Source organism: Sulfitobacter sp. PR48, from assembly GCF_028807335.1.
In the GTDB taxonomy this organism is placed as follows: domain Bacteria; phylum Pseudomonadota; class Alphaproteobacteria; order Rhodobacterales; family Rhodobacteraceae; genus Sulfitobacter.
Genome location: NZ_JARAMM010000001.1, coordinates 112,422 through 126,606, shown reverse-complemented (window position 1 = coordinate 126,606; position 14,185 = coordinate 112,422). Strand labels below are relative to the sequence as shown.

General features: G+C 64.4%; 14 protein-coding genes. 9 read left to right on the top strand and 5 right to left on the bottom strand.

Going from position 1 to position 14,185, the window contains the following annotated elements; all coding sequences use genetic code 11:
- Positions 1–4: 4 nt before the first annotated feature.
- The gene (locus PVW51_RS00645; protein WP_274573204.1) at positions 5–1,189 is read right to left on the bottom strand and encodes a penicillin-binding protein activator; all 1,185 of its coding nucleotides are present in this window, start codon (positions 1,187–1,189) and stop codon (positions 5–7) included.
- An 89-nt stretch (positions 1,190–1,278) separates the two neighbouring features.
- Here PVW51_RS00645 and rsmI point away from each other — a divergent pair, with 89 nt between their 5' ends.
- The 4 genes from rsmI to PVW51_RS00625 are packed head-to-tail and all read left to right on the top strand — an operon-like array spanning position 1,279 to position 4,418.
- Entirely contained in the window at positions 1,279–2,142 is an 864-nt protein-coding gene (gene rsmI / locus PVW51_RS00640) for a 16S rRNA (cytidine(1402)-2'-O)-methyltransferase (RefSeq protein WP_274573203.1), read from the top strand.
- Positions 2,139–2,516 (top strand): YraN family protein, encoded by a 378-nt coding sequence (locus PVW51_RS00635; RefSeq protein ID WP_274573202.1) that lies wholly within the window; start codon positions 2,139–2,141, stop codon positions 2,514–2,516. The genes rsmI and PVW51_RS00635 overlap by 4 nt, the downstream gene beginning before the upstream one ends.
- 58 nt (positions 2,517–2,574) lie before the next feature.
- Positions 2,575–3,510 carry a glutathione synthase gene (gshB, locus tag PVW51_RS00630; RefSeq protein WP_274573201.1) on the top strand — a complete coding sequence of 312 codons (936 nt, stop codon included), beginning with the start codon at positions 2,575–2,577 and terminating at the stop codon, positions 3,508–3,510.
- A complete protein-coding gene (locus PVW51_RS00625; RefSeq protein ID WP_274573200.1) occupies positions 3,507–4,418 on the top strand; it encodes an alpha/beta hydrolase fold domain-containing protein in 912 nt (303 codons plus the stop codon). The genes gshB and PVW51_RS00625 overlap by 4 nt, the downstream gene beginning before the upstream one ends.
- Here PVW51_RS00625 and PVW51_RS00620 read toward each other — a convergent pair.
- From PVW51_RS00620 to cobU, 4 genes are read right to left on the bottom strand one after another with little or no spacing between them, the layout of a single operon-like run.
- Positions 4,399–5,913: a YifB family Mg chelatase-like AAA ATPase gene (locus PVW51_RS00620; RefSeq protein WP_274573199.1), complete on the bottom strand. Its 1,515-nt coding sequence runs from the start codon at positions 5,911–5,913 to the stop codon at positions 4,399–4,401. The two genes, PVW51_RS00625 and PVW51_RS00620, sit on opposite strands and share 20 nt — an antisense overlap.
- A gap of 56 nt (positions 5,914–5,969) precedes the next feature.
- The gene (locus PVW51_RS00615) at positions 5,970–6,662 is read right to left on the bottom strand and encodes a glutathione S-transferase (protein WP_274573198.1); all 693 of its coding nucleotides are present in this window, start codon (positions 6,660–6,662) and stop codon (positions 5,970–5,972) included.
- A 58-nt stretch (positions 6,663–6,720) separates the two neighbouring features.
- Complete coding sequence (locus PVW51_RS00610) at positions 6,721–7,302, bottom strand: histidine phosphatase family protein (protein ID WP_274573197.1); 582 nt, start codon at positions 7,300–7,302, stop codon at positions 6,721–6,723.
- On the bottom strand, positions 7,299–7,817 hold the full coding sequence (cobU, locus tag PVW51_RS00605; protein ID WP_338019726.1) for a bifunctional adenosylcobinamide kinase/adenosylcobinamide-phosphate guanylyltransferase: 519 nt from the start codon (positions 7,815–7,817) through the stop codon (positions 7,299–7,301). Before cobU ends, PVW51_RS00610 begins: the two co-directional genes overlap by 4 nt.
- 98 nt (positions 7,818–7,915) lie before the next feature.
- On the opposite strand from cobU, the gene PVW51_RS00600 reads away from it, so the two are divergent.
- The 5 genes from PVW51_RS00600 (at position 7,916) to PVW51_RS00580 (ending at position 14,173) form a co-directional block, all read left to right on the top strand.
- On the top strand, positions 7,916–8,794 hold the full coding sequence (locus PVW51_RS00600; RefSeq protein WP_269364050.1) for an RNA polymerase factor sigma-32: 879 nt from the start codon (positions 7,916–7,918) through the stop codon (positions 8,792–8,794).
- Between the two features lie 72 nt (positions 8,795–8,866).
- Complete coding sequence (gene coaBC, locus PVW51_RS00595; protein WP_274573196.1) at positions 8,867–10,060, top strand: bifunctional phosphopantothenoylcysteine decarboxylase/phosphopantothenate--cysteine ligase CoaBC; 1,194 nt, start codon at positions 8,867–8,869, stop codon at positions 10,058–10,060.
- 9 nt (positions 10,061–10,069) lie between these two features.
- Complete coding sequence (gene dut, locus PVW51_RS00590) at positions 10,070–10,522, top strand: dUTP diphosphatase (protein ID WP_274573195.1); 453 nt, start codon at positions 10,070–10,072, stop codon at positions 10,520–10,522.
- The gene (locus PVW51_RS00585) at positions 10,522–11,577 is read left to right on the top strand and encodes a HesA/MoeB/ThiF family protein (protein WP_274573194.1); all 1,056 of its coding nucleotides are present in this window, start codon (positions 10,522–10,524) and stop codon (positions 11,575–11,577) included. The genes dut and PVW51_RS00585 overlap by 1 nt, the downstream gene beginning before the upstream one ends.
- Positions 11,578–12,157: 580 nt before the next feature.
- Complete coding sequence (locus PVW51_RS00580) at positions 12,158–14,173, top strand: M3 family metallopeptidase (protein WP_274573193.1); 2,016 nt, start codon at positions 12,158–12,160, stop codon at positions 14,171–14,173.
- Positions 14,174–14,185: the final 12 nt, after the last annotated feature.

The window sequence follows — 14,185 nt, the reverse complement described above, 5'->3', positions numbered from 1 at the left end:
CGGATCAGGAACCCGCGCCGCCAAACGCCTTGGGCGCGGGATCGAGGATCACAACCGATTTGTCGCGGATCGTAGCGACGGCCAGCCCACGTTCATTGGTGCCGTCCGCGCGCAGGCGGAAGATGCCGCTTGCCCCCCGGAACCCCGCACCCTGGGTCAGGGACGCACCGGTGAGCGCCGTGGATTTGCCGGTCTTGACCAGGGCACCGATGGCCGCAATCCCATCAAATGCCAGTCCGGCCAGAGGATGCGGGTCAGACCCGTATGCAGCGCTGTATTTCTGGCGGAACACCCCTGTCGCGCCGGGGTCGGGCAGGGCGAACCATCCCCCCTGAACCCCTGGCAGGGCAAGGGTTGCAGGCGGAATGTCCCAGCGTGTCAGGCCGATGAACTGTGTTGTGGGGGCCTTTATGCCGGCCTCGGGCAGCAGTTGCGCATAGAGCGGCAGGGCACTGGCCGAAGAGGTCGTCAGGAACAGCGCATTGGCATTGCCGCTGTCCATGGCCGCCTTGACCCGCGGCACCGAAGCGATGACGGATTCCTGGCTGAGCGCATAGTCCACGGTCCCCGCGAGGGTCGCACCGTTTGCAGCAATCGCCCGCTGGATCGCATCACGCCCCAGTTGCCCGGCGACATCCTGCCCGTGCAGGATCACGATCCGGTCCTTGCCGTTGCGCTTGGCATGGCCGACCAGCCGGTTCGCGGTGGATTCAAAGGTTGGCCCGAGCACAAAGACGTTGCCGCCGGCGATGGTCGTGTTGTTGGAGAACGACAGCACGTTCACGCCCTGGGAGGCCACCGCAACCCCGGCGGCATTGGCGGATTCGCCATAGACCGGCCCGAGAATGATCTTGGCCCCTTCGGAGACGGCCTGGGATGCCATGCTGGCGGCAGTGCCTGCATTCCCGGCAGTGCCGTAGACGCGCAGGTCCACCTTGACGCCGTCCAGGTCCCGGATCGCCAGACGTGCCGCGTTTTCAAGGTTCTGCGCAAGCAGGTTGTCGCTGGCCGAACCGCCGCGCGGGACCAGCAGGGCAACCGGGATCGGTGCACTTGTATCAACCTTGGGTCCGCCGGTGTTTGCCAGCCCGCCGATGGCCATCGGCTCACAGGCGGCCAGGACCAGGGCAAAAAGGGCCAGGATCAGCAGCCGCAGCTTCTTGCGGCCTGCATCGAAAAAAGCAATCATGTCGAACTCACTCTCCGGGTGGTCAGGCGGCGTCGGGACGCCGGTGTTTTACCTAAGCAATCATAGAGAGTGCGAAAGGCGGGTCCAGCGTGAATTACCTCAAAGCCGCTTTGTCGGCGGGTTTATACTTTGTCGGCGTCCCGATCGGGACGGCGCGCGATATCACCCTGCGCGCGCTCGACGTGCTGGCCAGTGCGGATGTGCTGGCAGCGGAAGACACCCGCAGCCTGCGGCGGCTGATGGATATTCACGGCGTGCCACTGGCGGGGCGGCGCATTGTCGCGATGCATGATCACAGCGGTGCGGCTGTGACCGACAAGCTGCTGGCCGCGATCCGCGCCGGGAAGTCGGTGGCCTATGCCTCCGAGGCCGGCATGCCGCTGATTGCCGATCCGGGGTTCGAATTGTCCCGTGCCGTGGCCGAGGCCGGGTTGCCGCTGACCTGCGCACCGGGGCCATCCGCACTGCCCACGGCGCTGGCGCTGGGCGGATTGCCGACGGATGCGTTCTTTTTTGCGGGGTTCCTGCCCAATGCCGCAACCGCGCGCAAGGCTGCGCTGGAGACCCTGCAGGAGGTGCCGGGCACGTTGGTGTTTTACGAATCACCAAAGCGGCTGGGGGCCATGCTGCGCGATGCGGCGGAGGTGCTGGGCCCGGACCGGAAAGCGGCCGTCTGTCGGGAACTCACCAAGAAATTCGAAGAGGTGCAGCGCCATCCCCTGGAAAAACTGGCGGAAATCCACGCGGAGTCCAACCCAAAGGGCGAGATCGTGGTGCTGGTGGACCGTGCCCGTTCAGGAACTGTTAGGGAAATTGACCTAGAAACGGAATTGAAAGGCGCATTGTCGGAAATGTCGATGCGCGATGCGGTCGATATGGTGTCGCAGGCGCATGGATTGCCACGGCGCAAGGTGTATCAGGCTGCCCTGGCGATGGGAAAGGATGACACATGACCGGTTCTGCCAGAACCCACAGGGGCGCGATGGCTTTTGAGGCGGGGGTCGCGGCGGAAAACCGGATTGCGCAGGACTACGAAAGGCGCGGCTTTGCCCTGGCGCGCAGGCGGTGGCGCGGCAAGGGCGGGGAGATTGATCTGATCCTGCGTGACGGTGACGGGCTGATCTTTGTCGAAGTCAAACAGGCACGTGATTTCGACCGCGCCGCACAAAGCCTCTCTGCCCGCCAGATGCAGCGCATCTTTCTGGCCGCCGAAGAATTCCTTGGATCAGAACCTGCGGGCACCCTGACCGAAACGCGGTTTGACGTCGCGCTGGTCGATGCACAGGGACAGACCCGGATCATCGAAAACGCCTTTGGTCACGGCTGACCCATTGCACCCGCCGTCCCGCTGCGCCATCTAAGAGGCAAGCAGCAGGGATTGACCGATGAAAATTGCCTTTCAAATGGACCCGATCGGGGATGTGAACATCAACGCGGACAGCAGTTTCCGCCTTGCCGAAGAAGCACAGGCACGGGGGCATGAGCTGTTCTTTTACGGGCCCGATCAACTGGCCTACCAGGAAGGGCGGATCACCGCGCGGGGGCATGATTTCACCGTTCAGCGTGTGCAGGGCGACCATGCGCAGCTTGGCCCCCTGCGGGAGGTCGATCTGGCAGAATATGATGTGGTCTGGCTGCGGCAGGACCCGCCCTTTGACATGCATTACATCACCTCGACACATCTGCTCGACCGGCTCAAGGGCACCACGCTGGTGGTCAACGATCCCTTCTGGGTGCGCAATTATCCCGAAAAGCTGTTGGTGCTGGATTTCCCCCAGCTCACTCCGCCCACGACGATTGCCCGCGACCTTGAAACCATCAAGGCGTTCAAGGCCAAGCATGGTGATATCATTCTCAAGCCGCTTTACGGCAATGGCGGGGCCGGGGTCTTCCGGCTGGATGAGAAGGACCGCAACCTGTCCTCCTTGCACGAATTGTTCACCGGTTTCTCGCGCGAGCCGCTGATCGTGCAGAAGTTCCTGCCCGCAGTGTCCAGGGGCGACAAACGGGTCATCCTGGTCGACGGGGAGGCCGTGGGCGCGATCAACCGGGTTCCGGCAGAAGGTGAGACGCGGTCGAACATGCATGTGGGCGGCCGCCCCGAAAAGATCGGCCTGACCGAGAGAGACCGCGAGATTTGCGCCACCATCGGGCCGCTGCTGAAGGAAAAGGGGCAGATATTTGTCGGGATCGACGTGATCGGCGACTACCTGACAGAGATCAACGTGACCTCACCCACCGGGATACAGGAGCTTGAGCGGTTTGACGGCGTCAACATCGCCGGCAAGATCTGGGAGGCGATCGAGGCGCGGCGCGCATGAGCCTGCTGCGGCCAGTCCTGAACAGCTATCTGCGGTTGGTGGAAAAGCCGCGCCTGGCGCGGGCGGAGGGGCCAGAACAGATGCGCGTGAACCTGGAAAGGCAGGCGCGCTATTTCTTTCACGCCCCCCGTGGCACGCAAAAACAATGGCAGGTCCTGCAGGCGGCGGGCCGCCAGGTCGAGGCGCTGGAGGTCGTGCCGCGCATTCTGACCTCTGACTCTGTCATCCTCTATATCCACGGCGGCGGGTTCGTCTTTGGCAGCCCGCGCACCCATGCGGCGATGCTGGGCAAGATCGGGCAATTGACGGGGATGCGTGCGGTCTTGCCGCGCTACCGTCTGGCACCGGAGGCTCCCTTTCCCGCTGCAGCCACCGACGTGCGCACCGCCTGGGATGGGTTGATCGCCAGCGGGGTCAAGCCGGCCCAGGTGATTGTCGGCGGCGACAGTGCCGGGGGTGCGCTCGCGCTGGGTCTACTGGCCGAACTGGCGGGGGCGGGCGCGGCGCAACCCGCCGGGGTCTTTTGTTTCTCGACGCTTACCGACCTGACCTATTCGGGCGCGAGTTTCCGCCAGAACGCGCAGGCAGAGGCCGTTCTGGTTGCAGACCGCGCTGATGAAATGTGCCGGATGTATCTGGGAAACCACCCGGCAGAGGATCCGGCGGTCAGCCCGCTGTTTGCGGATTTTGCCGGGGCGGCACCGGTCTGGCTGACGGTGGGCGACACCGAAATCCTGCGCGACGATTCACGCCGGATGGCGGCACGGTTACGCGAACAAGGTGTCGATGTCTGCTTTACCGAGGTCCGCGACCTGCCCCATGTCTGGCCGATCCTGCACAACATCCTGCCGGAAGCCCGGGCGAGCCTGCGCGACCTGGCAGTGTGGATCAGCCAGCGCCTGGATTGACCAGGCGAAAGCTGACCGCCTCGGCGATATGCGGCTTGCGCACGCTTTGTGCGCCGTCGAGGTCGGCAATGGTGCGCGCCACCCGGATCACCCGGTGATAGCCCCGTGCCGACAGGTGAAACCGTTCCGCCACCTTGGTCAGCAGCGCGCGCGCCTCTGCGTCGGGGGTGGCGATCTGTTCCAGCATGTCGCCCTCGGCGTCGGCGTTTACCCGCATCTCGGCGTGATCCTTGAAACGGGCGGCCTGGGTGGCGCGGGCAGCAGCGACACGGGCGGCCACATCGGCGGAACTGTCGCCGCTGCCGGGCAGGTCCAGATCGGTGAAGGCGACGGGGGGCACATCGACCCGCAGATCGAAGCGGTCCATCAATGGCCCCGAGATGCGGCCCATGTAATCCTCCCCGCATTGCGGCACCCGCGCACAGGCGCGCGCTGGATCGCTGAGATAACCGCATTTGCATGGGTTGGCGGCGGCCACCAGCATGAACTTGCAGGGATATTTCACATGTGCATTGGCCCGCGCGATCATCACCTCCCCGGTCTCGATCGGCTGGCGCAGGGTTTCCAGCACCATGCGGGGAAATTCGGGAAATTCGTCCATGAACAGGACGCCGTTATGGGCCAGCGAGACTTCGCCCGGTCTGGCCTGCCGCCCGCCGCCGATGATCGCGGCCATCGAGGCGGTGTGGTGCGGTTCGCGAAACGGACGCGCGCGGGAAATGCCGCCCTCGTCCAGCAGACCGGCGAGGGAGTGGATCATCGACGTGTCCAGCGCCTCTGCCGGGGTCAGGGGCGGCAGGATGGAGGGCAGCCGTGCGGCCAGCATGCTCTTGCCCGAGCCGGGCGTGCCCACAAACATCAGGTGGTGCCGCCCGGCGGCGGCGATTTCCAGCGCCCGTTTGGCCCTCTCCTGTCCCTTGACGTCGCGCATGTCGCGGCCCTGTGGCGGTGCCGAAACCTCGCCCGGTTCGGCAGGGGGCAAGGGGGCCTGGCCGGTATAATGGCGCACCACGTCGCCCAGGGTGGGCGCCGCGATGACCTGGGTCTTGCCCACCCAAGCGGCTTCCGCCCCCGATCCGGCGGGGCAAAGCAGGCTGCGGTCCTGTTCTGCGGCGGCCATGGCGGCGGGCAGGGCCCCCACCACCGGCACCAGCGTGCCGTCCAGTGACAATTCGCCCAGGGCAACGACGGTCTGCACCACGTCGTCGGGCAGGATATCCAATGCGGCAAGCAGCGACAGCGCAATGGGCAGGTCGAAATGGCTGCCCTCCTTGGGCAGGTCGGCGGGGCTGAGGTTGACGGTGATCCGCTTTGACGGCAGCGCGATGGCCATCGAGGTCAGCGCCGTGCGCACGCGGTCGCGGGCTTCGGACACCGCCTTGTCCGGCAGGCCGACGATGGAAAAGGCCGGCAGGCCTGCCGTCACGGCGCATTGCACTTCCACCATGCGCGCCTCGACCCCCTGGAAGGCGACGGTATAGGCGCGTGAAACCATCTCTTATCCCTTTGGCAACCTTGGTTAAGGGATAGGGAGGGGTGGTTTAAGAAGAGTTAACGCGGCTCATCGCCCGGCCATGGCGCGGTTTCGGTACCCATGTCGTAGGGAAAGGGGTCGTAGGTGGTTTTCAGCCCTTCCGCACGCCAGGCCTTGAAGGCCGGGTCACTGATCGCAATCTCGCAATAGCGGCGCGCCGCCTCGGACACCGGCAGGTCATAGCCGATGATGCGCGCGGCCACCGGGGCGTAAAACACATCGGCCAGCGAGTACCGCCCGAAAAGCCATTGCCCCCGCAGGTCCGCATTGCGCATGGCGTGGGTCCAGAGGGTTTCGATCCGGTCAAGGTCCGCCTGCACGGCGTCGGTGACCACGAAGCCCTTGTTCACATGCTGCAACTGCATCGGGCAGGCCCCGCGCAAGGCGGTGAAACCGGATGTCATCGCGGCACAAAGCCAGCGCGCCGTGGCGCGGGCTGCCGCGCCGTCGGGCCACAGGCCCGCCTCCGGGTGCCGTTCGGCCAGTGTTTCGGCCATGGCGAGGGTTTCGCCGATCACGGTGCCCTCAGGCGTGCGCAGGACCGGCACCAGTTTCGCCGGGGCAAGGGCCGCCAGCTCATCCGCCATCGTGCCGCTGTAAAGGCCCACCATATGGGCCTTGTAGGGCAGGTTGAATTTTTCCAGCATCAGCCAGCCCCGAAGGGACCAGCTTGAGAAGGTGCGATCGCCGATGAAAAGGTCATATGTCATGCCGCCACCTAGCCCTGATGTGAAAAGCGGAGCAAACGCAATTTTGTGCGGCAGGTGATCACGGGCAGTGATTGATGCGGCGCAACTGCCAGGTTTCCGCCTCGTAATGCAGTTCGGTCACCGACAGGTTGTCGATCTTGTGGGCCATTGCCGCATTGGCGGTGACGCCCATGGCACGCTGAACCTGGGTCAGGATCACGCCGAAATGCGCCACGGCGATGATATGTGCGTCAGGGTGGCTGGCGTTCAGCGCGTCGACGGCTTTGCCCACGCGGTCCGCGGCGGCATTCCAGCTTTCGCCGCCGGGGGGGGCCACATCGCCGGGGGTTTCCCAATAGGCGCGGGAAAGGTCCGGGTCTGTGGCGGCGACTTCGGTGAAATGTTTTCCGTCCCAATCCCCGAAATTCAGCTCGCGCAGGTCGTGCCGATGCGGCAGACGCCTGTGGCCTGGCATCTCAAGCGCATCGGCGGTGGTGATCGAACGGATCAGATCGGACGACACGACAAGCGCCCGTTCCGGCAGGAAGGCGCTGAGCCGCGCGATGCGCGCCCTGTCGGACAGGTCCGCAGGGACATCGCGCCATCCTACAAAGGTCTTTTCATGGGTGGGACCGTGCCGGACCCAATGCCAGGTGGTCATGGCAAATGGCCTTTCAGGACCAACGGCAACCCGGCCGTCACCTGCACCACCAGTGCCGCTTCCTGCGCCAGCGCGATATTGAGCCGCCCCTGCGCTTCGCGGAACTGCCGGGCCAGTGCGTTGTCGGGCACGATGCCGTGACCAACCTCGTTGGAGACGATGACCCAGGGTGCAGCGCAGCAGCGCAGGGCGGTCAAAAGCGCCTCCCGCGCCGGGACAAGGTCCGAACCCTCCATCATGTGATTGCTCAGCCACATGGTCGCGCAGTCAATCAGGACGCATTCATCACCCGTCACCCCGGCCAGCGCCGGGGCCAGATCAAGCGGCGCTTCGATGGTGCGCCACCGCGCATCGCGCCGCTTTTTGTGAACCGCCACCTTTTGTGCCACCTCATCATCAAGGATCCGGCCGGTCGCCAGATAAACCATTGGCCGACCGTCATTTTCCAGAAACGCTTCGGCCCAGGCCGACTTGCCGGACGCGGCCCCGCCTAGGACGAGAGTGGATTGGGTCAAGATTTTTTCCTTTAATTCGGAACTATGGCGCCGGGTCATGCGTACCTTTGTCAAAGGCCGGTCTCAAGGCTTGCCATGTTTTCAGGGGGTATTTGAATATGACAACGCAAACGGCCAGAGAATTTTCCCTCACCCGGACCGCCATGAAAGCGGAACTGCTGGACGCAGAAACCGAGCTGAAGCTGGCATATGCCTGGCGCGACCAGCGGGATGAAGCGGCCCTGCATCGTCTGATCACAGCCTATATGCGTCTGGCCGTTTCCATGGCGGGCAAGTTCAAGCGCTACGGCGCACCGATGAACGACCTGATCCAGGAAGCGGGCCTGGGTTTGATGAAGGCGGCGGACAAGTTCGACCCGGATCGCGGGGTGCGGTTTTCGACCTATGCGGTCTGGTGGATCAAGGCCTCCATCCAGGATCACGTGATGCGCAACTGGTCGATGGTGCGCACCGGTTCCACCTCCTCACAGAAATCGCTGTTCTTCAACATGCGCCGGGTTCAGGCCCGGCTTGAGCGTGAGGCCTCGGCGGCGGGTGAAACACTGGACCGGCATCAGCTGCGCCAGATGATCTCGACCGAGATCGGCGTGCCGCTGCATGACGTGGAGATGATGGAAGGGCGGCTGTCCGGTTCTGATTATTCCCTGAACGCGACCCAATCGGCAGAGGATGAGGGCCGCGAGTGGATTGACGCGCTGGTGGATGAAAGCGCGCAGGCGGCAGAGCGGGTCGAAGACAGCCACGACACGGCGCAGCTGCGCACCTGGCTGGTGGTTGCGATGCAAGAGCTGAACGACCGCGAGCAGTTCATCGTGCGTGAAAGAAAGCTGCGCGATCAGCCGCGGACGCTGGAAAGCCTGGGCGACGAGTTGAGCCTGTCGAAAGAACGCGTGCGCCAGCTGGAAGCGGCCGCATTTGTCAAAATGCGCAAGTCGCTGGAAGGGCAGTCGCGCGAGGTCATGCATTTCCTGAACTGACCGTCCGGGGCTGGCACATTCCCGGGCTGCCGCTTATGGTCCCAGCCAGGCGCGATCTGGCAAGGGGATATCATGCTGGCAGGCAAACACATTCTGCTGATCATCGGTGGTGGCATCGCCGCGTTCAAGTCGCTTGACCTGATACGCCGCCTGCGCGAACGCGGGGCAGAGGTGACGCCGGTCCTGACCGCTGCCGGGTCCGAGTTCGTGACCCCCCTGTCGGTATCTGCACTGGCGGGAAAGCCGGTGTTTCAGGCGCTTTTCGATCTGAACGACGAGGCCGAGATGGGGCATATCCAGCTCAGCCGCGTGGCCGATCTGGTGGTTGTTGCACCCGCAACAGCCGACCTGATGGCAAAGATGGCGCAGGGCCTTGCCAATGACCTCGCCTCCACCCTGCTGCTGGCCACCGATACGCCGGTTCTGATCGCGCCGGCGATGAATGTCCGCATGTGGCAGCATCCGGCAACCCAGCGGAATATCGAAACCCTCATGGCGGATGGGATCGGCATGGTCGGTCCCAATGCTGGTGACATGGCCTGTGGCGAATTCGGGCCGGGCCGCATGGCCGAGCCGCTTGAGATCGTGGCCAACATCGAGGCGCGGCTGGCCGATGGGCCGCTCAGGGGGAAACGCATTCTGGTGACCTCGGGGCCGACCCATGAACCCATCGACCCGGTGCGCTATATCGCCAACCGGTCCTCCGGCGCGCAGGGGGCGGCGCTGGGCCGGGCGCTGGCGGCGCTGGGCGCACATGTCGTCTTTGTCACCGGACCTGCCGATGTGCCCCCGCCCGAGGGGGTCGAGGTGATCCGCGTCCAGACCGCTTTGCAGATGCTGGAGGCGGTGCAGGGGGCCCTGCCCGCCGATGCCGCAATCTTTGCCGCCGCCGTGGCCGACTGGCGGGTCAGTTCGGCCAGCGACCGAAAGCTGAAAAAGTCGAAGGATGGCCTGCCCGAACTGAGCTTTGCCGAGAATCCAGACATCCTCAAGACCGTCAGCCGGATGCCCGAAGGCCGGCCCGGTCTGGTGATAGGCTTTGCCGCCGAGACCAACGATGTCGTCGACAATGCGACGGCCAAGCGCGCGCGCAAGGGCTGCGACTGGATCCTGGCCAATGACGTATCCCCCGAAACCGGCATCATGGGGGGCGATGAAAACGCGGTCACGCTGATTTCCGACGCGGGCGCGGAGGTCTGGCAGCGCATGGGCAAGGATGCTGTTGCCCGCAAACTGGCAGCGCGTATCGCGCAGGCACTGGGTTAGGATACACCGATGGTCACGATTACACTGCGCTGGGCCAAAGGGGCCGATCAGACACTGGGCCTGCCCGCCTATGAATCCGCCGGGGCTGCCGGTGCGGATCTGCGCGCCAACCTGCCAGCGGGGCCGGTGACATTGTCCCCTGCGGGCCGCGCGTTGATCTCCACGGGGTTGCATATGGCCATCCCGGAAGGGTTCGAGGTGCAGATCAGGCCGCGATCAGGCCTGGCGCTGAAACATGGGCTGACCCTGCCCAACAGCCCCGGCACGATTGACGCCGATTATCGCGGCACGGTCGGGGTGATCCTGCTGAACACCGGGACAGAGGCCTTTGAGGTGACCCACGGCATGCGGATCGCGCAGATGGTGGTGGCCCCGGTGGTGCAGGCGGCTTTCAGGGTCGGGGAAACCCTGGATGATACCGCGCGGGGTGGTGGCGGTTTTGGATCCACGGGACTGAGCTGATGTTACTGGTTGCGGTCATGGCTGCCGCGATCTGGTTCGGTGGCGGCGTGATTGGCGCGCCGCGCAAGCTCCGGCTGATCCTGCTCGGCCTGCTGTACCTCGCGGTCCTGGGCATCCAGGTGACCTTTCCCGCCACCCATCCGCTGGCGGTGAATACCGGTGGCAGTGCCGCGCTCTGGCTGCTGCTGGGCGGTGCCGTGGTGATCTTTCTGGCCTACCGCGCGCTGATCCGCATGTTGCGCCAGCGCGCAGAGGGCAGAACAGCCATGCCGGACAGCGCGAAATCCACCGGTACCTTCACCGACACCGAGCTGAACCGATATGCCCGCCATATTGTCCTGCGCGAGGTTGGCGGTGCCGGTCAGAAGGCCCTCAAACATGCGCATGTGCTGGTCATCGGGGCCGGCGGTCTGGGCGCGCCGGTGCTGCAATACCTTGCCGCCGCAGGTGTCGGCACCATCGGCGTGATCGACGATGATCGGGTGGAAAACGCGAACCTGCAACGCCAGGTGATCCACCCGGACAATGCCATCGGCATGCCCAAGGTCTTTTCTGCGCAAAAGGCGATGCAGGCGCAGAACCCATTTGTCACCGTACGCCCCTATCACCGCCGCCTGACCGCGGAAATCGCCGATGAGCTGGTGGCTGAATATGATCTTGTGATCGACGGCTGCGACAATTTTGAAACCCGCTATCTGGTCAACGCCGCCTGCGTGCGGGCCGGGGTGCCGCTGATCTCGGGGGCGCTCAGCCAGTGGGAGGGGCAGCTTTCGGTGTTTGACCCGGCGCGGGGCGCGCCTTGTTACCAATGCATTTTCGACAAGGCACCGGCGCCGCATCTTGCCCCCTCCTGCGCCGAGGCCGGGGTGATCGGGCCGCTGCCCGGCGTGGTGGGCGCGATGATGGCGGTGGAGGCGATCAAGCTGATCACCGGGGCGGGCACGGCCGCGCGGGGGCAGATGGTGATCTATGACGCGCTCTTTGGCGAGAACCGCAGCATTGCGGTGCAACGCCGGGCGGGATGCCCCACTTGCGGCAGGGCTGCGGAAAGCTGACAGCGGGCAACATCAGCTGACATTGCTGCCGGTGCATTGTATCTGCCGCCCCCGCGTCCTAGTCACCCGGAATCAAAGTTCGGCTCATTAAATGCAGCCCTCAACGGCAGGTTCGCACCCGGCACCGAGGGCGGCCCTCCATTTTGCGAGGCATTTCCATTTTTCCATACTTCTCAGCATCTTGCGAGGTCGGAATTTCGCACCCGCCCTGGGGGGCGGGGTCGGGTGCGAACCGGATCGCAAGCGATCCGGGGCCAGTGGGAAATGATGCGCATTTCGTTTCCGCAATACTAGGGCCTGTGGACGTTCATCTTCGACTACCCGTTTCAGTCCAAAATTGCCCATTTCCGCGTTACAGCGTCCCGCTTTTACTTTAAGGCAAATCACATCGCCAATGTCCCGAGAGTGCGTAGCGCGGCAGGGTATTGGCGCTTCAATTTCAAGGCGGGGCGCGCAAAGAGAGCTTGAAATAGCTGGCTATTCCTGCGCTCTCTTGCCTGGAACTGAGCAATTTTGGACTGAAACGGGTGGGCGAAGACAAATGTCCACAGGCCCTAGCTTGAGCGCAAAGGAGATCCCCATGACAAACCCGCTGCTGCAAGACTGGCAAACCCCCTTTGGCCTGGCCCCTTTCGACCGGATTTCCGACGAAGATTTCGCCCCCGCGCTGGAAGCGGCGCTGACTGCCCATAATGCCGAGATTGAGGCAATCGCGCAGAACCCGGATGAGGCGGATTTTGCCAATACAATTGAGGCGCTGGAAGCCGCAGGCGGGGCGCTGGACAAGGTGCTGGGCGTGTTCTTTACCGTGGCGGGGGCCGACAGCACGCCCGTGCGGGAAGAGCTGCAACGCGACTTTTCACCGAAGCTGGCGGCGCATTTCTCCGAGATTTCCGCAAACAAGGCGCTGTTTGCCAGGGTGGCCGCCGTCTGGGACAGGCGCGACAGCCTGACGCTGAGCGATGAACAGGCACGGGTGCTGATGCTGACACATCGCGGCTTTGTCCGTTCCGGTGCCGCGCTGGAAGGGGCGGAGGAAGCGCGGATGAAGCAGATCAAGGGCAGGCTGGCGGTGCTGGGCACCCAGTTCACCCAGAACCTGCTGGCGGATGAGCGGTCGTGGTTCATGGAACTTGCCGAGGAGGATCTGGCCGGTCTGCCCGATTTCGTCGTCGACGCCGCCCGCGCGGCAGGGGAGGAAAAGCGCGCTTCCGGCCCGGTTGTGACCCTGTCGCGGTCTCTGATCGTGCCCTTCCTGCAATTCTCCCCCCGCCGCGATCTGCGCGAAAAGGCGTTTCGCGCCTGGGAGGCGCGGGGCGCCGGTGGGGGCGAGACCGACAACCGCGCCATCGCAGCCGAAATCCTGGCCCTGCGCGAGGAGCGCGCCAAGCTGCTGGGCTATGAAAATTTCGCGGCCTACAAGCTGGAAACCGAAATGGCCAAGACGCCCGAGGCCGTGCGCGGCCTGCTGATGGAAGTCTGGGAGCCTGCCAGGGCGCAGGCCAATGCGGATGCCGAGGTGCTGACCAGCATGATGCATGCCGATGGCGTGAACGGTGACCTGTCCCCCTGGGACTGGCGTTATTACGCAGAGAAACGCCGCGCAGCGGAGCATGATCTGGACGAGGCCGCGTTGAAACCCTACTTCCAGCTGGACCGGATGATCGACGCGGCCTTTGACTGCGCCACCCGGCTCTTCGGTCTGGAATTCGCACCTCTCGACGTGCCGCTCTATCACCCGGATTGCCGGGCCTGGGAAGTCACCCGAAAGGGCGAACATATCGCCGTGTTCATCGGGGATTATTTTGCCCGTGGGTCAAAGCGGTCGGGGGCCTGGTGTTCGGCCATGCGCGCGCAGGCGAAATTCCCCAAGGTGCAAAGCCCGGTGGTGATCAACGTCTGCAATTTCGCCAAATCCGATCCGGCGCTGCTGTCCTATGACGATGCGCGCACGCTGTTTCATGAATTCGGCCATGCGCTGCATCAGATGCTGTCGGATGTGACCTATGAATCGGTCAGCGGCACCTCCGTGGCGCGCGATTTTGTGGAACTGCCCAGCCAGCTTTACGAACACTGGCTGGAGGTGCCCGAAGTGCTGGGCAAATTCGCGACCCATGCAAGGACCGGGGCGCCCATGCCCGGGGAGATGCTGGACAAGGTGCTGGCCGCAGCGACCTTCGACATGGGGTTCCAGACGGTCGAATATCTGGCCTCGGCCCTTGTCGATCTTGCATTTCACGATGGCGCGGCACCCGACGATCCGATGGCGCGGCAGGCCGAGGTGCTGGCAGGCATCGGCATGCCGGAGGCAATCCGCATGCGCCATGCAACACCGCAGTTCGCCCATGTCTTCTCGGGCGATGGCTATTCCAGCGGCTACTACAGCTACATGTGGTCAGAAGTCATGGATGCGGATGCCTTCGAGGCTTTCGGGGAAGCGGGCGGCGCCTTTGAGCCGGGCATTGCGGCAGCGCTTGAGCAGCATATCCTTTCCACCGGTGGCAGCCGCGATGCGGCGGAGCTTTACGTCGCGTTCCGGGGCCGGTTGCCGGGGGTTGAGGCGCTGCTGCGGGGCCGTGGGCTGATCGCGGGTTGAGAGGGTGCCGCG